This window comes from Aeromonas sp. FDAARGOS 1418 (assembly GCF_019048585.1).
Classification (GTDB): Bacteria; Pseudomonadota; Gammaproteobacteria; order Enterobacterales; family Aeromonadaceae; genus Aeromonas; species Aeromonas caviae.
On record NZ_CP077387.1, the window covers coordinates 2,330,756 to 2,352,258 of the forward strand.

General features: G+C 47.2%; 19 protein-coding genes. 17 read left to right on the top strand and 2 right to left on the bottom strand.

The window, feature by feature from the left end:
* The first annotated feature begins 62 nt into the window (after window positions 1-62).
* Window positions 63-1,031: a glucokinase gene (glk, locus tag I6L48_RS11060; protein WP_216987214.1), complete on the top strand. Its 969-nt coding sequence runs from the start codon at window positions 63-65 to the stop codon at window positions 1,029-1,031.
* 369 nt (window positions 1,032-1,400) lie between these two features.
* On the opposite strand, the gene I6L48_RS11065 is transcribed toward glk, so the two are convergent.
* Both I6L48_RS11065 and I6L48_RS11070 read right to left on the bottom strand, forming a co-directional pair.
* Window positions 1,401-2,783, bottom strand: coding sequence for an ATP-binding protein (locus tag I6L48_RS11065; RefSeq protein WP_216987215.1), 1,383 nt, complete (start codon window positions 2,781-2,783; stop codon window positions 1,401-1,403).
* Window positions 2,783-3,457, bottom strand: coding sequence for a response regulator (locus tag I6L48_RS11070; protein ID WP_161470333.1), 675 nt, complete (start codon window positions 3,455-3,457; stop codon window positions 2,783-2,785). The genes I6L48_RS11065 and I6L48_RS11070 overlap by 1 nt, the downstream gene beginning before the upstream one ends.
* Window positions 3,458-4,395: 938 nt before the next feature.
* On the opposite strand from I6L48_RS11070, the gene rfbB reads away from it, so the two are divergent.
* The 16 genes from rfbB (at window position 4,396) to wecA (ending at window position 21,455) form a co-directional block, all read left to right on the top strand.
* Window positions 4,396-5,481, top strand: coding sequence for a dTDP-glucose 4,6-dehydratase (gene rfbB, locus I6L48_RS11075; RefSeq protein ID WP_216987216.1), 1,086 nt, complete (start codon window positions 4,396-4,398; stop codon window positions 5,479-5,481).
* A complete protein-coding gene (rfbA, locus tag I6L48_RS11080) occupies window positions 5,481-6,347 on the top strand; it encodes a glucose-1-phosphate thymidylyltransferase RfbA (RefSeq protein ID WP_109112227.1) in 867 nt (288 codons plus the stop codon). Before rfbB ends, rfbA begins: the two co-directional genes overlap by 1 nt.
* 1 nt (window position 6,348) lies before the next feature.
* Window positions 6,349-6,774 (top strand): FdtA/QdtA family cupin domain-containing protein, encoded by a 426-nt coding sequence (locus tag I6L48_RS11085; protein ID WP_109112228.1) that lies wholly within the window; start codon window positions 6,349-6,351, stop codon window positions 6,772-6,774.
* Window positions 6,755-7,222 (top strand): acyltransferase, encoded by a 468-nt coding sequence (locus tag I6L48_RS11090; RefSeq protein ID WP_109112229.1) that lies wholly within the window; start codon window positions 6,755-6,757, stop codon window positions 7,220-7,222. Before I6L48_RS11085 ends, I6L48_RS11090 begins: the two co-directional genes overlap by 20 nt.
* Window positions 7,219-8,322 carry a DegT/DnrJ/EryC1/StrS aminotransferase family protein gene (locus I6L48_RS11095; protein ID WP_202042260.1) on the top strand — a complete coding sequence of 368 codons (1,104 nt, stop codon included), beginning with the start codon at window positions 7,219-7,221 and terminating at the stop codon, window positions 8,320-8,322. The genes I6L48_RS11090 and I6L48_RS11095 overlap by 4 nt, the downstream gene beginning before the upstream one ends.
* Window positions 8,319-9,569 (top strand): O-antigen translocase, encoded by a 1,251-nt coding sequence (locus I6L48_RS11100; protein WP_202042261.1) that lies wholly within the window; start codon window positions 8,319-8,321, stop codon window positions 9,567-9,569. Before I6L48_RS11095 ends, I6L48_RS11100 begins: the two co-directional genes overlap by 4 nt.
* 39 nt (window positions 9,570-9,608) lie before the next feature.
* Complete coding sequence (locus tag I6L48_RS11105) at window positions 9,609-10,565, top strand: glycosyltransferase (RefSeq protein WP_202042262.1); 957 nt, start codon at window positions 9,609-9,611, stop codon at window positions 10,563-10,565.
* A gap of 72 nt (window positions 10,566-10,637) precedes the next feature.
* A complete protein-coding gene (locus I6L48_RS11110; protein WP_216987217.1) occupies window positions 10,638-11,948 on the top strand; it encodes a hypothetical protein in 1,311 nt (436 codons plus the stop codon).
* Between the two features lie 54 nt (window positions 11,949-12,002).
* Window positions 12,003-12,788, top strand: coding sequence for a glycosyltransferase (locus I6L48_RS11115; protein WP_216987218.1), 786 nt, complete (start codon window positions 12,003-12,005; stop codon window positions 12,786-12,788).
* Window positions 12,789-12,796: 8 nt separating this feature from the next.
* Window positions 12,797-13,552: a glycosyltransferase family 2 protein gene (locus tag I6L48_RS11120; RefSeq protein WP_109112234.1), complete on the top strand. Its 756-nt coding sequence runs from the start codon at window positions 12,797-12,799 to the stop codon at window positions 13,550-13,552.
* A gap of 257 nt (window positions 13,553-13,809) precedes the next feature.
* Entirely contained in the window at window positions 13,810-15,081 is a 1,272-nt protein-coding gene (locus I6L48_RS11125) for a sugar transferase (RefSeq protein ID WP_216987219.1), read from the top strand.
* A 5-nt stretch (window positions 15,082-15,086) separates the two neighbouring features.
* The gene (gene rfbD, locus I6L48_RS11130; protein ID WP_216987220.1) at window positions 15,087-16,004 is read left to right on the top strand and encodes a dTDP-4-dehydrorhamnose reductase; all 918 of its coding nucleotides are present in this window, start codon (window positions 15,087-15,089) and stop codon (window positions 16,002-16,004) included.
* Between the two features lie 141 nt (window positions 16,005-16,145).
* Window positions 16,146-16,685, top strand: coding sequence for a dTDP-4-dehydrorhamnose 3,5-epimerase (gene rfbC / locus I6L48_RS11135; protein ID WP_109112239.1), 540 nt, complete (start codon window positions 16,146-16,148; stop codon window positions 16,683-16,685).
* Window positions 16,686-16,760: 75 nt separating this feature from the next.
* On the top strand, window positions 16,761-17,927 hold the full coding sequence (locus tag I6L48_RS11140) for a nucleotide sugar dehydrogenase (protein ID WP_202042416.1): 1,167 nt from the start codon (window positions 16,761-16,763) through the stop codon (window positions 17,925-17,927).
* 704 nt (window positions 17,928-18,631) lie between these two features.
* Window positions 18,632-19,726: an LPS O-antigen chain length determinant protein WzzB gene (locus I6L48_RS11145; protein WP_216987221.1), complete on the top strand. Its 1,095-nt coding sequence runs from the start codon at window positions 18,632-18,634 to the stop codon at window positions 19,724-19,726.
* Window positions 19,727-20,375: 649 nt separating this feature from the next.
* Window positions 20,376-21,455 carry a UDP-N-acetylglucosamine--undecaprenyl-phosphate N-acetylglucosaminephosphotransferase gene (gene wecA, locus I6L48_RS11150; RefSeq protein ID WP_216987222.1) on the top strand — a complete coding sequence of 360 codons (1,080 nt, stop codon included), beginning with the start codon at window positions 20,376-20,378 and terminating at the stop codon, window positions 21,453-21,455.
* Window positions 21,456-21,503: the final 48 nt, after the last annotated feature.

Here is a 21,503-nt window from a genome sequence, read left to right on the forward strand (position 1 = left end):
CAGCCAAATAATAATGTCGGGACGGTAAGGGCCGCCCCGAGTCGGTAACGAAGGAGTTTGTTATGCAGCATACCCATGCGCTGGTGGGCGACGTTGGCGGTACCAATGCCCGGCTGGCCCTCTGCGAACTGGCGACGGGCGCCATTTCCCAGGCAAAAACCTATTCGGGGCTGGCCCATCCCAGCCTGGAGGCCGTGGTGCGCCTCTATCTCGAAGAGCACGATGCCACCGTGGGCGAGGCGTGCATCGCCATCGCCTGTCCCATCAATGGTGACTGGGTCGCCATGACCAACCACAGCTGGGAGTTCTCCATCCGCGAGATGCAGGCCAACCTCGGCCTGGCACGCTTGCAGGTGATCAACGATTTCACTGCCGTCTCCATGGCGGTGCCCGTGCTCGGCGAGAGCGATCGCATCCAGCTCGGGGGCGCGGCCCCAGTCGCCGGCAAGCCCATCGCCATCTATGGCGCAGGGACCGGCCTTGGCGTTGCCCACCTGGTGCAGGCCGGTGAGCAGTGGCTGAGCTTGCCGGGTGAGGGCGGTCACGTGGACTTCGCCGCCAACACGGAAGAGGAAGATGCGGTGCTGCAGGTGATGCGCGGCGAGCTGGGCCATGTGTCGGCGGAGCGTTTCCTCTCGGGCCCCGGGCTCGTCAATCTCTATCGCGGCCTGGTCAAATCCGATGGCCGCGAGCCCGAACCCTTTGCCCCCAAGGACATCACCGAGCGCGCGCTGGCGGGGGATTGCCTCGATTGCCGTCGCACCTTGAGCCTGTTCTGCGTGCTCATGGGTCGCTTTGCCGGCAACCTGGCCCTCAACATGGGCACCTTCGGCGGTGTCTACATCGCCGGTGGCATAGTGCCGCGCTTCCAGGAGTTCTTCATCGGATCGGGCTTTCGGGTCGCCTTCGAGGACAAGGGGCGCTTCAAGCCTTATCTCAAAGACGTTCCGGTCTTCCTCATCACCCATGAAGGGCCGGGGCTGCTCGGGGCGGGGGCTTATCTGCGCCAGTCCCTCGGGATCCGTCTCTGAGCCTTGCCAGGGTGAACATGGTTCAGTCCCGATTCAGTGACCGGGGCGTAAAGTGAACCTACGTACTCAAGAGGACGGGGCTTCATAGGGAATTGAAACCGGTCTTCATCCGCTGGGTGCGCATTGTCACCTGACAAGCCTGAACTGTTTTACCGGCCCTCGCGGCCGGTTTTTTTATGCCTGTCGTTTCTGCGCGAGCATGGGGCTGAGGGGAGCGGCAGGCCAGCGTCTGATGGGGGGGCAAGCTCGTCAGCCTCGCTGCCATGTGCTTGGCCTGGTCGAAGCATAAGGAGTGAGGCGTGAGACAGAGAAAGCACCGGGATGGCAATGCCCGAATGCGGCAGGAGCCAGGTACTGGCTCCTGCGCTGTCAGGGGAGGGTGATGTGGAATCTCGCGCCGCCGAGCTGGGAGTCATCCACCCGGATCTCGCCGCCGTAGCTGTGCACGATTTCGGTCACCACGGCGAGGCCAATCCCCTGGCCGGGGGAGCTGTCAGCCCGCACGCCGCGCTGGAAGATCTGCTGCGATTTGCCGGGGGCGATGCCGGGGCCGTCGTCTTCCACCACGATGAGCAGGCCGCTCTCCCGGTGGCGGACATGAACCCGGATCTCGCTGATGGCGAACTTGCAGGCGTTGTCCAGCAGGTTGCCCATCAGCTCCATCAGATCGCCCTGCTCGCCGTGAAAGAAGACATCGTCGTCAAACTGGAAGCCGGTCTGCAGCTTCTTGTGGCGATAGACCTTGGCGAGGCTGGCCAGCAGCTTCTCGATAAGGGGAACCGGTTCGGTGCCCTTGCTCGCGAGGCGCTTTCGCCCGGTGACGGCGCGGCGCAACTGGTACTGGATGATCTGATCCATGGTGGTGATCTGTTCATTGATGTTGTCATGGATGTCGTGGCCGAGCTTGAGCTCCTGGGCGGTGATCTGGATGAGCGCCAGCCGGGTTTTCAGGCTGTGGGCGAGATCGTTGAGGGCGTGCTGGTAGCGCTGGGTCTGCTGGCGTTCGTTCTCCAGCAACTGGTTGACTGAGCTTGTCAGGGGGGTCAGCTCGCGCTCGTAGTCGTTTGACAGTGCCTCTCGCGTACCGGCGCGGATCTCGTCAATCTGGCGTGCCATGGTACGCAGGGAGGAGAGGCTCCAAAAACTGGTGAGCAGCAACAGGGCGCCCAGCAGACAGTAGGCGAGCAGCGCCTGGCGAATGCAGCGGTAGAGGTAATCGCGGGTCTGGGCCTGATAGCGCCTGGCGGAATCGACCATCACCACGTAGTAGGTGGTGGGGCCGGCGCCATGATTGCGCAGGAAACGCAGGCTGTAGATGAAGTAGCTCTCGCCGTTCTTGATGGTATGCAGCTTGAAGAAATAGTCCTGATCCAGTCCCCCCAGGTATCTCATCAGATCCCGGCAGATGGTCTCCTTGATGGAGACCACCTCCGGCATGTGCAGGCTGGACCAGCTCAGCGCCCCGTCGGCGCGGCAGATCAGGGTATCGAGATTGGGATCGATGGCATCCGGGGTGAGCTTGCCTAGATCCGTCATGGCGTGGGGCTCTGGCTGCTTGGACGAGAACAGCTTGGAGAGGTTCTCCTGCATGCGGACACTGGCTTTCTGGGCCTGCTCCTCGGCATGGCCGAGGTAGAGGATGTAGACGGAGAAGGCCATGATGAGCGCGATGACCAGCATGGCACTCAGCATCAGCTTGAGGTGCAGGGAGCGGCGGATCAGGGTCAGGGGATGCAGCATGGCAAGGCGCATCAGCTGCAGGCGAGGTTGAAGATGTAGCCCTGGCGGCGGATGGTGGAGATGGGCTGGATGCTCCCTTCCGGATCCAGTTTTTTGCGAAGCCGGCTCACCATCACCTCGATGGTGTTGGGATCCCCTTCACCATCCCCATAGAGCTGATCCAGCAACTGCTGTTTGGAGACTACCTGACGGGCATTTCGCATCAGGTATTCCAGGATCAGATATTCGAAACTGGTCAGCACGGTGACCTCGCCGGCGATGGTCAGCTCCTTGCGGGAGAGATCCAGCTCGTAGTCACCCGCCTTCACTCTGGGGGAGATGAAGCCGGCGCTGCGGCGTACCAGCGCATTGAGACGGGCCAGCAGCTCGTCCTTCTGGAAGGGTTTGACCAGGTAGTCGTCCGCCCCGGCCTCCAGTCCTTCCACCTTGTCCTGCCAGTTGCCTCTGGCCGTCAGCACAATGATGGGAAAGGGGATCTGCTGCTCGCGCAGGCGGGTGATGAGCTGAAGGCCGTCCATGTCAGGCAGGCCCAGATCGATGATGGCGACATCGATGGGGTAGTCGGCTGCGTAGTGCAGCGCCACCTGGGCATTGTCCGTGCCGTAAACCTGGTTCTGGGCCTCTGTCAACAGGGTGGAGAGGTGGTGATTGAGCAGCTTGTCGTCTTCAACCAGTAGGATTTTCATAAGATGCATGATGATGAGGGTCCAGGCTGCCAATTAGAGGGTCAACAAGAGGGAGAGTCAATCCGGATCCTACCTGACCCCGCTGTATCGGGACTGAATCATCCCAGACTGAACTCCTCAATAGAGTGTTTAATAAGATGCCAAAACTCTGTGACACGAAGCGATTTACATACGGTGACAGCAGTATGCGACCGTTATGATCGCAGTGGAGGGGTAGTAAGGTACGTTAATGGATCAACAGAAGAGCTCACTCTTGATCTCTTGGAAGCTGATGCCCAAGAATGAAGCGATCAGAGCATACATGCTAGATATGTTGTTTCTATTTTTCATCGAGAGGTTTCAATAGAGGATTATGAGTAGAAACATCGGTGATGCTGATGTCAGTTGAGGTTAGTGGGAATGCTGTTTAATCCTTATCCTATTCAGGGTCTTTCACACCTTGTGACTATTCACTCTTGGGTTAAACAAGATAGAATCTGATCCGCGATCGGGTTTGGGGCACAAAAAGCCCTAGATGTGAGCAATGCAGGTTCCGGACGGCTGCTACGGCAAGGGAATGCTGCTAAATTGTTAAACATCAATCAAAACAAGAAGCTGGAGGATCTGATGGCCAACAGCACGGACAATCAGGTTAAAAGCAGCATGTTGGGAGCTGTAACCCAAGGGCGGTAGCGTTTTCGTTTGACAGTGAGTGCATAATTTTAGTTACCATCCCTCCTAAATCTCACTATAAATGAGAATTATTTCTTTTTTATAGAGTCTATAGACTTTCAAAAAACAACCAACTTTGTACCTCCATAGATGCCTTTAAGGTACTAGAAGCATTAACATTCAACGTTGAGTGTCCGGTTTAAGCAAAACTTGTAGTGATAATGCTTGAACGCAAATATCAAATTAATATCTTGCAATTTCGTTACCTTGAAATTGGGAACCCTTGAATGAAGATCCTTGTGACAGGCGGTGCCGGCTTTATCGGTTCAGCCGTTGTTCGCCATATTATCCAACATACCCAAGACTCAGTGATCAACCTCGACAAGCTAACCTATGCGGGCAACCTGGAATCCTTGGTCGCTGTCTCTGCTAGCGATCGCTATGTGTTTGAGCAAGTGGATATCTGCAACCGCTCCGAACTGGATCGGGTGTTTGCTACCCATCAACCCGATGCCGTGATGCACTTGGCCGCCGAGAGTCACGTTGATCGCTCCATCACCGGCCCGGCCGACTTTATCGAAACCAATATCGTCGGTACTTATATGTTGCTCGAAGGGGCTCGCGCCTATTGGAACGGCCTGGACGAGATGCGCAAGTCTGCTTTTCGCTTCCATCATATCTCTACTGACGAGGTGTATGGCGATCTGCCCCATCCGGATGAAGTCGCTGCAGGTACTGAGCTGCCACTGTTTATCGAAACCACGCCTTACGCCCCAAGCAGCCCCTATTCAGCCTCCAAAGCTTCAAGTGACCATCTGGTGCGCGCTTGGCGCCGCACCTACGGCCTGCCCACCATCGTCACCAACTGCTCTAACAACTACGGCCCGTACCACTTCCCCGAGAAGCTGATCCCGTTGGTGATCCTCAATGCGCTGGATGGCAAGCCACTGCCAGTTTATGGCAAGGGTGACCAAATTCGTGATTGGCTCTATGTGGAAGACCATGCGCGTGCGCTCTACAGGGTAGTGACCGCGGGAGTGGTAGGGGAGACCTACAACATCGGTGGTCACAATGAAAAGCAAAACTTGGAAGTCGTGCATACCATTTGTGACCTGCTCGATGAAATGGTACCGAAAATGGGCTCCTATCGTGAGCAAATCACTTATGTGGTGGATCGCCCCGGCCACGATCGTCGTTATGCCATCGATGCCCGCAAAATGAGCATTGAGCTGAACTGGCAACCTCAAGAGACTTTCGAGTCTGGTATTCGAAAAACTGTGCAGTGGTATCTGGAAAATCAGCAATGGGTAAATAATGTCAAGAGCGGAGCCTACCAAACGTGGATAGTTCAACAATATGGGGATAGAAAATAGTGAAAGGTATTATTCTTGCCGGCGGCTCTGGCACACGTCTTTATCCAATTACCATGGGCGTCTCAAAACAGCTTTTGCCAGTTTATGATAAACCTATGATTTACTACCCCTTGTCTGTATTGATGCTGGCAGGCATTAGGGATGTACTTATTATTACCACTCCAGAAGATCAGGCTAGCTTTCAACGTCTTTTAGGCGATGGTAGTCAATTTGGCATTGAACTGGAATATGCCGTACAACCAAGCCCAGATGGGCTTGCACAAGCATTTATTATCGGTGAGAAGTTTATTGGAAATGATTCGGTATGCTTGATCCTGGGGGATAATATGTTTTGGGGGCAAGGATTCTCACCGATGTTACGTGAGGCTGCCAAAAGGGAAAAAGGTGCAACAGTGTTTGGCTATAAAGTTCAAGATCCAGAACGATTTGGAATCGTTGAATTTGATGATAAGCAAAGTGTTCTTTCTATTGAAGAAAAGCCAACACAACCTAAGTCGCACTTTGCTGTAACTGGACTCTATTTTTACGACAGTCAAGTAGTCAGCATTGCCAAGCAAGTAAAACCGTCCAAACGAGGAGAGCTAGAGATAACTAGTATTAACCAAGTGTATTTGGAGCAGGGACAGCTGAATGTAGAGTTATTGGGGCGAGGTTTTGCCTGGCTTGACAGTGGAACACATGAAAGTTTACTCGAAGCATCGAATTTTGTGGCAACGATTGAAACTAGACAGGGTTTCAAGATTGCATGTCTTGAAGAAATTGCATTACGAAATAATTGGTTAAGTAGAAATGAAGTAGCTGTTACAGCAGAACGCATGGCTAAAAATAGCTATGGTCAATATCTACTAGATTTGATAAGGAATTAAAATGAACCTTATTAAACTAATTGAGTTTCCAATGCTCGGTGATGAGCGAGGTTCTTTGCTATCATTGGAAGGAAATAAGAATATCCCTTTCGAAATAAAACGGGTTTATTATATTTTCAATACAGTAAAAGGCATATCTCGTGGATATCATGCCCATAAAGCACTAAAACAGGTTGCTATTGCGGTGTCTGGATCTTGCCGTTTTGTCCTTGATGATGGAATGGTCAGATCAGAAGTTATTCTTGATAGACCGACAAAAGGGTTGTTAATAGAGTCTTTTATGTGGCGTGAGATGCATGATTTTTCTGAAGATTGTGTCCTGATGGTATTGGCTGATCAAGAATATGATGAATCTGACTATATAAGAAACTATGAAGATTTCTTGTGCCTAGCTAGGAGAAATATAAATGTTTATTCATCATCTTAGCGACGTGATGTCAAATAATATAGGTGATGACACTCGTATTTGGCAGTACTCGGTTGTATTGCAAGGCGCAAAAATTGGTAAGGAATGTAATATATGTGCACATACTTTGATTGAGGGGGACGTCACAATAGGTGATCGTGTCACGATCAAATCTGGTGTGTATGTCTGGGATGGTATCACAATTGAGGATGACGTTTTCATTGGTCCTTGTGTTGCATTTACAAATGATAAACATCCTCGCTCTAAAGTTTACCCAGTACAATTTCCTAAAATGATAATAAAATGTGGCGCATCGTTAGGTGCCAACGCAACTATATTACCTGGGATCACAATCGGAAAATATGCAATGGTAGGCGCTGGTGCCGTTGTCACCAAAGATGTACCAGATTATGCTGTTGTCGCTGGAAATCCAGCTAAAATAATTCGTTATGTTGAGATGGAAAAATGATTAACTTCCTCGATTTGAAAGCTATAAATAATCAGTATAAAAATGAACTGAAAGATGCCTGTGCCAGAGTCATTGATTCTGGATGGTATATTATGGGGCATGAGCTTGCTCTATTTGAAAAAGAATTCTCTCACTATTGTGGAACCAAGCATACGATTGGTGTAGCAAATGGACTAGATGCTCTTAATTTAGCACTGAGAGCATGGAAAGAACTTGGTAAGTTACAAGCTGGCGATGAGGTCATAGTACAAGCAAATACATATATTGCTTCCATTTTAGCAATAACTGAGAACGACTTGGTTCCTGTTTTGGTCGAACCCAATCCAGAAACTTTTAATTTGGAGCCAGCCCAAGTGAGAGAGGCTATCACACCTAGAACTAAAGTTATACTACCTGTACACCTGTACGGCCAGTTATCTCCTATGCCAGAACTGATGACAATTGCTACGGAGTTCAATTTATTAGTGTTGGAAGACTGTGCCCAAGCACACGGAGCTGAAATCCATGGAAAGCGTGCTGGTAACTGGGGAGATGCTGCAGGTTTCAGCTTCTATCCAGGTAAAAATCTAGGTGCTTTAGGAGACGCCGGTGCTGTGACAACCAATGATGATGAATTGGCGCAGACAATCAGTGCACTGCGCAATTATGGTTCACATAAAAAGTATGAAAACTTGTATCAAGGAGTCAATAGTCGGTTAGATGAAATTCAGGCTGCTATGATGCGCGTGAAACTACCTTATCTGGAAAAGGAGACTGCTCGTCGTCAGAATATCGCTCAATCTTATCGTACAAGAATTAAAAACCCTTTAGTGAAATTACCTAATGTGGAAAATGAAGGTGCACATGTGTGGCATTTATTCGTTGTACGCTGCGATGTACGCGAGAAGCTTCAGCAGTGGTTATTGGAACAAAAAATCCAAACTCTGATCCACTATCCAATACCTCCTCATAAGCAACAAGCATATCCACAGTATCGGGATTACCTATTGCCAGTGACAGAACGCATTCATCAGCAAGTACTTTCCTTGCCTATGGATCCTACCATGAGCGATGAGGCAGTGACACAGGTGATAGATGCGGTAAATGGCTTTACAGCATGAGACGCTTGCTAAAAGTGACTGCTATGACAGGGCTTTTAACATTGCTCAAAATGGCGATGGGTTTTGTTATTGCAAAGGTTGTCGCTATATATACAGGCCCTACTGGTATGGCTATGTTAGGCCAAGTACAAAGTCTGGTGGGCAGCCTCAATGGAATTATTAATGCTCCTGTTGGTAGTGGTGTAGTACGTTATACCGCTGAAAATAAACAGCAGGGTTTTGAGTCTTGTGCACCTTGGTGGCGAGCATCACTGCAGTGGGTTTTAGTCATTTCTGCTCTACTCATCCCTAGTGGACTGTTATTGGCTGAGCATATCGCTAACTGGCTGTTCCAAGATACGAAACTGGCTTGGGTTGTGATGGCTACTGTGTGTGTTTTGCCTTTATCTGCTGTAGGCACACTTTGTAATTCAGTTATAAACGGTCAGCAATTTTATCGTCGCTATGTTTTACTGGGTATGTTATCGGTAGTCATATCCAGTAGTGTGATGTTGATGATGATTGTGATGGCGGATATCCGAGGTGCCTTATTTGCAGCGGCAGTACAAGCCGGACTGATAGGGTTGGTTATGTTGATCGCGAACTTCCATCAAGCCTGGTTTCGAGTACAGTATTGGTGGGGGGGGACAAGTGTTGAGGCAAGGAAATCAATTGGTGGATATATGCTGATGGCGATCACCAGTGCCTTAACATTTCCAATATCACTCATCTTGGTCAGGACAATTTTAATCAAATCAGTTGGATGGGAGGCTGCTGGGTATTGGCAAGCAGTGTGGAAAATATCTGAAGTTTATCTTGGTGTTATCACGATGGCTCTAAGTACATATTACCTTCCACGTTTGTCATCTTTAGTTGGTGTTGATGCCATTGTCGATGAAATTCATAGAACTGCTCGGGTTGTAATCCCTGCTGTAGCAGTGATGGCATTGGTAGTTTATTTGTTACGTGATATAGCTATTTGGCTTCTTTTCACTGCAGAGTTCAGTGCTGCACGTGATTTATTTGCCATTCAGTTGTGTGGTGACATAATGAAAATCGCCAGCTGGTTGTACGCATATCCCATGTTGTCCCGTGGTGCTACCAGAATTTTTATTACGAGCGAAATATTATCCTCAATGACACTTGTGGCTTTATCGTATTCGCTTATCAGTGTTATAGGGGTTGAGGGAGCACCTATGGCATATCTAGTTAATTATTGCATATATTTTATTTTTGTTTTTTTCAATGTAAGAAAAATATCCAAGTGAATTGCATTAATTATCATCACCGAGACTAAATATATAGCCATGAAAAAAACAATATCTGTTGCTGTTATAACTTACAATTCAGCAAATACTGTTACTGAAACATTAGACAGTATCTATAGTCAAACGTATGGTGCGGAAAATATTGAATTGATAATTTCCGATGATGCATCACCAGATAATACTGTGGCAGTTATTCATGACTGGTTGACACTACATGAGTCTAGTTTTAACAGAGTTGTCTTTTTCGAAAACAAAAAAAATGGTGGTGTTTCAAAGAATATCAATGTTGCATGGACTGCATCTACTTCAGAATGGATAAAAACTATTGCGGGAGATGATATACTCTTGCCAAATTGTCTCGATGACAATATTGACTATGTTCTTGATAAAGGAAACCATGAAGTTGGTGCTGTCTTCTCATTAATGCAAGTTTTTTATGTTGATGAACAGTCTAATAAGATCAACTCTCATTTAATGCCATCATCAGCGTATCATCACTTTTTTGATCTGACTTCTGAAGCTCAGTATGACTATTTGAAAATTAATGGTATTCCCATCGCTCCCTCATCCTTTATTAAAAGAAGTGCATTGATATCGGTAGGCTACGCAGATGAACGATTCAGATTAATAGAAGATTACCCGTTATGGCTTAAACTGACAAAGCATGGTTACACGCTTAGATTTTTTAAAAAAACCACTGTTCAATACCGTAAATCTGATAGCATTAGCAGCAGTCGATCAAAAATCATCAATGAACATTACTTCAATGAGATGGCATTAATTGATGACATAGTTGTAATACCTGACCTGAAGAAAAGTCAGTATATTTTAAAGTTAAGAAAAAAAGCATGGCCAAAAGCGATGGTGTATGTAGCCAGGATTTTTAATAATACTCCCAATGCCATTTCCAATATCATTGTTGGTTTGATTAACTTCTTGAAGCCAGGATTTATATCTCTTCAATTGAGGAAGTTTAAAATATATATTGGTTGTTAATTTTCAATGCTTGTTATTGAATGCAGTTGAAATTTACTATGTGTAACTTACTTCACAACTAAGGACTAAATAATGGTTAGTGAGGTTATCATAGCAGTTCTAGTTGGGGTGCTTTTTAGTATACTGGTGATAAGCATGCTCCAACGAAAAGAGCAAAGCATGTCTTGTTCTATATTGATAGCATTTAATATTTTCTTTACCTCTTGGCTTTCTACAGTGCTGGTTGTATTTGTTCCAGATATATCGGCTAGACTAGATGGGTTCAATAAAGAACTCATACATAATGTTTATTACATGACATCGTTTTCAGTAATTATTATTTTAACAGGGTTGCTCGTATACTTTTTTTCAGTAGATAATAAAAGAGTTTCGTTACATGACCAAGCGGAAGTTAATGAAGCTGTATATATCATCAATCCATTATCTTTACTTTTTATTATATACTGCTTGGTAAAATTTATACTTTTTTATCAACAATCCCCACTCTACTATGTTGCGATAGGTGATTATACGCAAGCTGCATTATCTAGAGCTTCGATTCAGAAAGGGGATGTTTTTGTGGATATCCCTTATATCGGGAAAATATTTTATTTCTTCTGTTTTTATATAACAATATCCACGATGATATTGGTAAGCAATAATAAAGCATCTAGAGCGAGACTATTCCTTATTATTGTAATATCTTCAATTCAGCTCACGTTTGATGGTCAGAAAGCACATTTATTCTTGCTCTTTATGATGATGGGAGTGACGTATTTTTTGCTATCTAAATCAGTATTTAAAATCGTCATTTTTTTGATCGTCTTCGCTTTTTCTAGTGGTTTAATTTATTCTACGATGATGTCTGGGGATGGGAACGCCTTAGTCAGAATTCTTGATCGAAGTATATTTGGTCAAGCGCAAGGTATGTACTATATCATGCAGTATTATAAACCCCAGCTTACAGGAGTATTCTCTGATTTACCATTCTCACATCTTCTTGGATTAAAAGAATTAAAGCCAGATGAATGGATAGTTCCATATATATATAATGATAGCGGACATGTAATCAACTCTAACACATTTGTTGTTGGTGAGATGTGGGCATACTCTGGAGAGTCAGGAGTGTATTTGTTCTCTTCTTTCATATTATTCTCATTATTGGTCTATCTGATATTCTTTCGATGGTTGACATCGCTGAACAATATAGTTTACTGGCCAATTTCACTTATATTTTTCTCAACATTGCCAATAAACCAATCTTTACAGTTTATTATATATCAAAAGTATTTTTTATATGTTTTGTTTTTTTTGGTTTTGCCAATATACACTGTTGGTGCTCTAAGGTATTGGGGATGTCATAAAGTAAGTGATAATAGTGATCAATCAATGCTAATAAAATGACGTGATACAATCTGAGCATTTTAATTAAAACATTAAACCTTTCTAAGTGATTATATGGCCTTTTTGTCAATAGCAATTTCTACATATGCTAATAGGGTTAGCAATTTAAAGCTGGACTTCAACCCAAATGTTGAATATGTGATTGTTCACCAAAAACCACATGAGGCGCTTTTGGATGTAGTCAATAAATTTAAAAATAGAGATGATGTCTCATATATCCCCACTGATACCAATGGCTTGTCTATTAGCAGGAATATAGCATTAGAAAATGCTAATGGTGAATACGTGATGATCATGGATGATGATGTCGTTTTTTCCATCGAAAAAATTCTAGACATTATCAAGAGAATGAAGAGAGATAATGCTGATGTAGGTACCTATTATCATAGGTACCTAAATGGAAGAACTACGCTAAGTACCCAAGTGTCACATAAATTAAATTTTTTTACTATCGCCAAGCCCTCATCAATTGACATCTGCTTTAATAGGGACGCCATTTTAAGTAACCAGATTAGGTTTGATGAAAAGTTTGGGTTAGGGACAGATAATCCTTCAGGTGAGGAAATGATTTTCCTGTCAGACTGTTTGAGGAATGGATTATCCATCCAGCGTTATCCTGTTGAAGTATCTTCGCACCCACCGATTACTTCAGGGGCTGACTTTTATTCAACGGATAAAAAAATAATAGCTAAGAGAAATATGTTTGTAAGAGTCTCTCCTCGCTACGGTCTATTTCTCTTTATTCTATTTGTTATGAAAAAAAGTGCTATCGCATACAAAGCTGGCTTTGGGTTTTTCTTTATCAAAACGGCACTAAAATCCGTTCTATGGCGAGGTTGAATCAGGTTATGAAAAAAACATCGCAACCCTTGGTTTCAGTTATAATGCCAACGTATAACTCATCCAATACTGTTGTTGATAGCATAAACAGTGTATCGCATCAAAGCTATGATAATTGGGAGCTAATTATTACGGATGACTGCTCTGAAGATAATACTGTGGATCTCATTGAGAAAATGGCAATAGATGAACCAAGAATTTCCATTGCTGTTAACGACAAAAATAGAGGTGCTGGTTTTTCAAGAAATGCATCTATTGAGCGGGCTAGTGGAAAATACATTGCATTTCTAGATGCGGATGATCTTTGGTCTACAAATAAGCTGGAAATGCAAATCTCATTTATGGAAAAGAATAACTATTTTTTCACTTTTACATCTTACCAGATGTTTTCACATCTTGGTGATGGAAAAATAATTAATGCACCGGAGTCTGTGTCATATAATGAGCTTCTCTATGGTAATGTAATAGGGTGTCTTACTGCCGTATATAATGCCGAGGCTTTAGGTAAACAGAGAATGCCCTTAATAAGAAAAAGGCAAGATATGGGGCTTTGGCTAACTCTTCTTACAAAATGTAGTAAAGCCTATGGTTTACCGGATATTTTGGCGAAATATAGAACTGATTCAGGTATGACTCAAAACAAAATGAATGTTGCAAAATATCAATGGGAATTTTACAGGGAGGTAGTCAAGCTAGGTTTTCTAAAATCCTCTTGGTATTTTTTCTGGTATGCCCTTAATGGGATTAAGAAGCATAAACAATAATAATCAACGCTTGATGGTTTCTGTAACTTTAACATCTGACATATAACATGCAATGTGTGATTGTTTCTTCATGGATAGATCATTCTATTTAAATTTAATCTAGAGGTTTTTACAAGTAATGTAGCTTGGGATATAACAAGAGCTGTAGTGCAAACCTTGATGACATGTGTTAAGCAATCTACACTCTAGAATTGTTATACTCCTGGCTTCCGAGCGATGTTGAATTTCATTTTATAAGAATAATCCCGAGGTAATAATTGAGCTACCAACGCCGTCACTCACGCTGGTATGAGCGTGTATTATTTAGCCAACCCTCTTTGTTTCTGTTTGGAGCCTTACTAGCCGTATGCGTCCCTGCAATTGAACGCTGGGGATGGGGTTTTTGGGGAGGACTCGATGCTGTAAGAGTCAATACCTTGGCCGGAGCCTTTGTTGCCTTCCTACTCACAGGCATCGTTCTTCATCGTTTTCTGAGATACCCAGGTGCAAGCCCTGTTGCCTACATGATCCCAACAGTGACGGCACTTTATGGTCTGCTGGTCGGAATTCTTTTCTTCCTGCGTTTACCTTACAGTCGTCAGGTTTTGTTTGAATCATATGTTGTGGCGTTGCTCTGCTGTTGGCTTGTTTATTTTATCGGCCGTCGTTATCGGACACCCAAGTATGCCTTGCTCCCATTTGGGGATTATCAGCCTCTGACCAGGCATGAGAGTGTACAGTGGCGCCTGCTGGATAAACCTGATCTGGGGGAAGTTCGTTATGATGCAGTAGTGGCAGATCTTCGAGATGAGAAGTTGGCGGGGGAATGGGAGCGCTTTCTGGCACGTTGTGCTTTGGCTCATATCCCCGTTTATCACATCAAGCAGATCAGTGAGACCCTGACAGGGCGTGTCAAGATCGACCACCTCCATGAGAACCAGCTTGGCTCCCTCTTGCCGTCACCCATCTATGCCTTCATCAAACGGGGAATGGATATTCTGGCTGCGTTGATCGCGATTCCGGTGTTTTCCCCCTTGATGCTGGTGACGGCGATCATCATCAAGCTTGAGAGTCCGGGCCCCGTGATGTTCCTGCAAAATCGGGTAGGGAAGGGGAACAAGGATTTTCGCATCTACAAGTTCCGCAGCATGTGTAAGGATTCGGAAAAAGCCGGCGCCCAGTTTGCCCAGGACGGTGACATGCGCGTCACCCGGGTGGGCAAAGTGATCCGCAAGCTGCGCATCGACGAGCTGCCGCAATTCTTCAACGTCCTTAAAGGGGACATGAGCCTGATTGGTCCAAGACCGGAGCAGCGCACGTTCGTCGATCAGTTCGAGCGGGAGATCCCGTTCTACATGTACCGTCATATCGTGCGGCCCGGGATCAGCGGTTGGGCCCAGGTCGTGCACGGCTATGCGGCTGATGCCGATGATACCCGCATCAAGATCGAGCACGATTTTTACTACATCAAGCATTTCTCCCTCTGGCTGGATGTGCTCATCGTGTTCAAGACCATTCGTACCATTCTGACCGGTTTTGGCGCACGGTAATCGCAATGAAGATCTTGTTGCTAGGGGCTCGTGGCCAGCTGGGACGAGCCTTTTTTTCTACACTGTCTCTGAATTATCCTCATTGGCCCGTGGCTGCTTTGGGCAGAGACGAGTGTGACATTACAAAGGCGGCTTCCTTGAAAGGTGCCATGAACCGCTATCACCCCGACGTGATTATCAATTGTGCAGCATATACGGCTGTCGATGAGGCACAGACCAAGACTCAGCTCGCAGAGCTCATCAATCATGAAGCTGTCGTAACTCTTGCACGAGAGGCAAGGACATACGGCGCTTTCTTGGTGCATTTCTCGACCGATTATGTCTTCGATGGCAGCGGTACCGAACCTTGGATAGAGACGGATGAACCCAGACCTCTGAATATTTACGGCACCAGTAAATATGCAGGTGAACAAGCTATTCAAGCCTTATGCCCTGACCATTTGATTGTGCGTACCAGCTGGCTTTATGGTGGCGAGGGGAGGCATTTTGCGAGCACCATACTTGGCCGAGCCAGAGAAGGACTCCCCCTCCAAGTTGTAGATGATCAATGGGGTGCTCCGACTCAAGTGCATTGGTTGGCGCGTATGGTGCTATCTGCCTTGGAGCAGGTGTCGATGGTTCCTGGCAAGCGAGGCCTCTATCATCTGAGTAGCCAGGGAGAAACGAGTTGGTATGGTTTTGCATCCGATCTGGTGCATGCAGCCTATGGGTTGGGTCTATTGGCTAAACCCGTACCGGTGAAACCCATTTCTTCGGCAATCGGGTCCCAGGTAGCTACCCGGCCTCTGAACTCCAGGCTCGATTGCGGATTATTCTCCACCACCTTTGGTATCGTTCAGCCCTCTTGGCAGGAACAGATGATGGATTGGTTGCTCAGATTGAAGGCTGAAGCCAATCCCAGGGATGAGGAACACCTCCCATAATATCCACCACATCCACCGTATTGTTGGCTATCTCTATTCGCTAGCGTTGCCTGCAATTTCCCTGTCGAGTGAATGAGGCATGTGATATCTCTCCTCCATTTGCTACAACGCAACCTCCTGATTCAACATCTGAAAAGGCTTATGAAATACCAATCTCTTGCGATTCCAGACGTCAAATTGTTGCTGCCTACTCGTCGTACGGATGAGCGTGGTTTCTTCATGGAGACCCTGCGCCAGAATGAGTTTGAACGCCAATGTGGCCCATACACCCTGGTGCAGGATAATCACACTCGCTCCTGGCAAGGCACGCTACGTGGGTTACATCACCAAGTGGATAAGCCACAAGGAAAATTGGTGAGGGTTGTTCGGGGCTGTATCTTTGATGTGGCGGTGGACGTGCGCCCTGACTCACCGTCATATGGTCAATGGGTTGGCCAAATTCTGTCAGAAGAGAATGACCACCAGATGTGGATTCCGCCTGGTTTTGCTCACGGTTTCTATGTATTGAGTGACGTGGCTGACCTGCTTTATCGGTGCAGTGACTATTACTACCCTGCGGGAGAAAGGGCCCTGCGCTGGAATTCCCCCCATCTGGCTATCGATTGGCCTCTGCTGAATGAAGTGCCATTGCGCTTGTCCGAAAAGGATGCCAATGCTCCCTGCTTCTACCCCCGGGATTAGTGTAACTCCGTATTTTTGTGGCACAATTACTGACTAGAATCAGACCCTTAATTTAATTAATCAGGTAGTCCCATGGTGAAAATTGCCGTTGCGGGAACCGGCTATGTCGGTCTGTCCAATGCCGTGCTGCTTGCCCAGCACAACGAAGTGGTTGCTCTCGATCTGGTGGCTGAAAAAGTTGAGCTTATCAATCAAGGCAAATCGCCCATCGCAGACAGTGAACTTGAGCACTATCTTGCCCATAAGGCCCTTAACCTGACAGCGACGTTGGATAAGCACCAAGCTTATCAAGGCGCGGATTTTGTCATCATTGCGACACCGACCGACTACGATGCGGATACCCACTATTTCAACACCCATTCTGTTGAGACGGTGATCCGGGATGTGATGATCATCAACCCGACTGCCGTCATGGTGATCAAGTCCACGGTCCCCGTGGGTTATACCAAGACGATAAGGGACAAGCTGGGCTGCAATAATGTCATCTTTTCACCCGAATTCTTGAGAGAGGGAAGGGCGCTTTATGACAATCTGCATCCCTCGCGCATCATCGTAGGGGAACGTTCCGAGCGTGCCGAGCGTTTCGCCGCCCTTTTGCAGGAAGGGGCCATCAGGCAGGATGTGCCGCTGTTGTTGACCGACAGCACGGAGGCGGAGGCGATCAAGTTGTTTGCCAATACCTATCTCGCCATGCGGGTTGCTTATTTCAACGAGCTGGATACCTACGCGCAGACCCATGGTCTCGACAGCCGCCAGATTATTGAAGGTGTGGGGCTGGATCCACGTATTGGCTGCCACTACAACAACCCCTCTTTCGGGTATGGTGGCTATTGTCTACCCAAGGACACCAAGCAATTGTTGGCCAACTATGATGATGTGCCAAACAATCTGGTGCGGGCTATCGTAGATGCAAACACTACCCGTAAGGACTTCATTGCTGATTCCATCATTCGTCGCGATCCCAGGGTGGTCGGTGTCTATCGACTGATCATGAAGTCGGGCTCAGACAATTTCAGAGCCTCGGCCATTCAGGGGGTAATGAAGCGGATCAAGGCCAAAGGAATAGAGGTGGTGGTGTTTGAACCTGCGCTCAAGGAACAGACCTTCTTCAACTCCCGGGTGATGGCCGATCTGGAAGCGTTCAAACAACTCTCCGATGTGATCCTCTCCAATCGTATGGCCAGTGAATTGAACGATGTGGCTGACAAGGTGTATACCCGTGATCTATTTGGCTGCGACTAGCCAGAACGCTGGTGTTCCCTCATGCAAGGGTGGGGGATTATGTCACCGCCTTGCACAAGTAGGCAGTGATCAGCATCACTAACGTCGTCAAGCGTCCACTCGTGACATGCCAGTCTGCCGTTGGTGATCAAGTGACATTGGCAATCGCAGCGATGGGAAGATTCAACGTCATGATCCTGTCCCGATAATGCTCCTGGCACAGTGTCATGCAGGTGATGTTATCGCGCGTGCAGGCATGGCTCGGCTGTTCGATGAATCTTGCGATGTGGCGTCATCCAATGACGCATCTGAACCGGCAAAATGCTTGTTCAAGACAACCCGCGGGTCTGTGCTCGCTGTCTTGGCCACATTGCTAGAAGTACATAGCAATGGTGCCATCTGGTGTCATCTTGTGTGTCGATGACCTTCTGCCTGCAGTCTGGTCTTGGCAATCAGGAGGGATTTGGTGTCACGGAGTGGCATATCCTCGTGATCGCGAAGCCAGCAACAAGCCTGCCAACGAAGCTGATGCTGCATGATAATAGGTTTGACCCCTCAGCCATGGTTGGGGATGCCATCGGCTATCAACCAAGGCTGGCAGCCAGCGGGTGTGAAAACCGGCCGCGATGGATATCGTGGCAAGAATGTTCAGCCTGACCAGTCTTGCAGACCCTCTTTTGCCGTGGGCTTGCCTACCCAGTTTCCAATCAGAGAAATGTAACAATATGAGTAATCAAGAACCGACCCTGACTCCTTCCAACGCAGACTTCCCTCAAGGCTGGGTTTCGTCCCGTCCTAGCCACTACATCGATGTGAGAGCACTGCTACTGGAGCTTTGGCGCAGCAAACTGCAGGTTCTCTGCGTGGCTGGTCTGTTTGCCGTGGCAGGTATTGCTTATGCGCTGTTGGCTCCTCAGGTGTGGATCAGCCAGGCAGAGATCAAGAAACCTACGCTCAAGGAAGTCGAATCCCTGGAACTCAACATCAATCAGCTCATGAATGCGCTGGTGCCGGCAAACGCCTTTTCTTCTTTTGAAAAGAAGGCTATCTATGATGATTTTGTTAATAATTTCAACAGCTTCAATAACAAACGCCAATTCCTGATGGCGCAAGGCTATCTGGATGCGGAAGCGACGAAGAACGATATAACGGATGAAAGGGGTAAGCGCCTGCTGCTCAAGAAGCTGACCGAAGGGATTGATGCCCGAAGCCCAGACAAGCTGAGCGAGGAAGTTACCCTCTCCTTTGCGGCAGAGTCTGCAGACGAAGCAAAGTCCCGTCTGGAGCAGTACATTGCCTTTATCCAGCAACAAGAGATAAATGCCAAGGGCAAGGAGCTAAATACCATCTGGCAGAACCGGATTAAAACCCTGCAGAGCCAGTATGAAAGCGCCCGGGCAGATACCCTCAAACAGTTGCAAGATGACATTCTGAGGACGGAATACAGCTTGCGTATCAGCCAGGCTGCCGGCATCGAGACCCCGGTGCAAAATCTGCAAAATCAAGACAGCTTTGCCATCGATCTGGGGGCCAGAGCGTTGGCAGAGAAACTCAAGGTACTCAAGGAGATCAAAAATCCTGAGTTCATGAACCCCAATATCAGTGACCTGCGTTTGCAGTTGAGCAGTCTGCAGGCCATCAAGCTGGAAGCGCTACCCTTCCAGTCCTTTGCATACCAGGCATCTCCGAGCGAGCCTTTGTCTCGTGACAAGCCCAAGCGTCCTCTGGTGGTCGTGTTGGCCACGTTACTTGGCGGAATGCTGGGGGTGGGTATCGTAGTAATACGGTACGCAATAAAAGGTCAAAAAAGTATCCACTAATAGGATGTATTCATGACTCAAGGAGGCCCAGGCCTCCTTTTTTAATGTCTGTGGCAGGGATAGCCCCCATTTCGAGGGAGAAAAATCAGCACAAAATGAGTGGGAAGATATAGAAGAGAGCCATGGATGTCTTTTGAGGCCCATAATTGAATGGTATTTCTATGTCAATGAATTTGTTGTGATTCCCCCTGATATGGGGGGGTAAAAGTTTATTCGGCAATGCTAATTGGTTGTTTTTTGGTCGATCAAAAACTGATTAGACCAGATTGGCTACCCTTTTGAGCAAACCATAGGTAGAATCACGCCCGCCGATTCAAAATTAATCTTGTATCTTCTTGTGCTTAATAGGCTCAGCATGATCATGGTTATCACGACGGATAAGCATAACGAGCGCCTCGCCGTCATGCTTGCCAAGGTGAGCAGGATAAAAACTGTCATAAATCTTTGGCAAACTTAACAATATGTGGACTGCGAGCACACTGGGAGCTGTAACTCAGGGGCGGTAGCCACTTTATTGCTTTTTTGAATCGGTTCCTATCTGGGTTGTTACGGTCAATTTTGTCATTAAATAAGTGCTGGCTGCCGTCAGGCAAATTAAAAGCAGGTCGTTCCAAGAGGCGAACCTGATAATTTCTAGGGATGAAACAAAATGGAAACGTCTGGTCTGGTTGCCTTTCTTGGGACCGCGCTGGCTATCGCTTGCTTGCGCCCATTGTCAGCTAAATTACAACTTGTTGATCTGCCGAATCAGCGTAAACAACACGTTGGTGCAGTCCCTCTGATTGGAGGCATTGCAGTGTGTCTGGGGGTTTACCTCAGCGTCTTCTTCACGATCCCCTTGCAAAGTTCGATCATCATCATGCTGAGTTGTGCCGGTTGCATGATGATGATTGGTGCCATTGACGATGCCAAGGATATCTCCCCCTGGATCCGGCTGAGCTTGCAGGCCCTCCTGATCCTGGTGCTCTGCCTCTCGACCAATATCAGCCTTCATCAGTTTGGTGATGTGCTGGGGGTCGGAAATCTCACCATCCCATTTGTGGATCTGCTGGTTGCCATAGTCGCGGTCTGCGCCGCCATCAATGCTTATAACATGATGGATGGCATTGACGGGCTTGCTGGTAGCATGGCTGGCATCTCGCTGATCGGGCTCTCCATCCTGTTTACCGACACCATGCCTGACATGGCCCAGCTCTGTCTGGTCATCACCATTGCACTGGTGCCTTATCTGCTGGTCAATCTCAATATTCCTCCCTTCAAACGAAAGATATTCCTGGGGGATGCCGGCTCCATGTTCCTGGGTTTTGTCATCGGTTACCTGGTGCTGTTCGGTTCACAACATCATGAGCTGGAACCTGCGTTTCGACCCGTGACCGCCCTCTGGCTGATCGGCCTGCCGTTGATGGACATGGTAGGCATCATGATCCGTCGTATTCGTAAAGGCCAATCCCCCCTGCGTCCTGATCGCAATCACCTGCACCATATTCTGCTTCATGCCGGCTTTACCTCCCGCGAAGCCCTGCTATTGATCGTGGTGGCCAATCTGGGCATCGTCTTCTTTGGCATTTTTTCCGAACAGGCCCAATTGCCTGAATGGCTGATGATGGCACTCTATCTGCTGCTGTTTGTTGCCTATTCCTACTGCTTGTCACATGCATGGAAGTTGGGAAGGTGGGTTAAGAATATGAAACATTTGGAAGTAGATATTAATAAAATTAAAAAAAATTAAGATATACAATTTATAATTGGAATTGATATGTCATTTGAAATTAAAGCT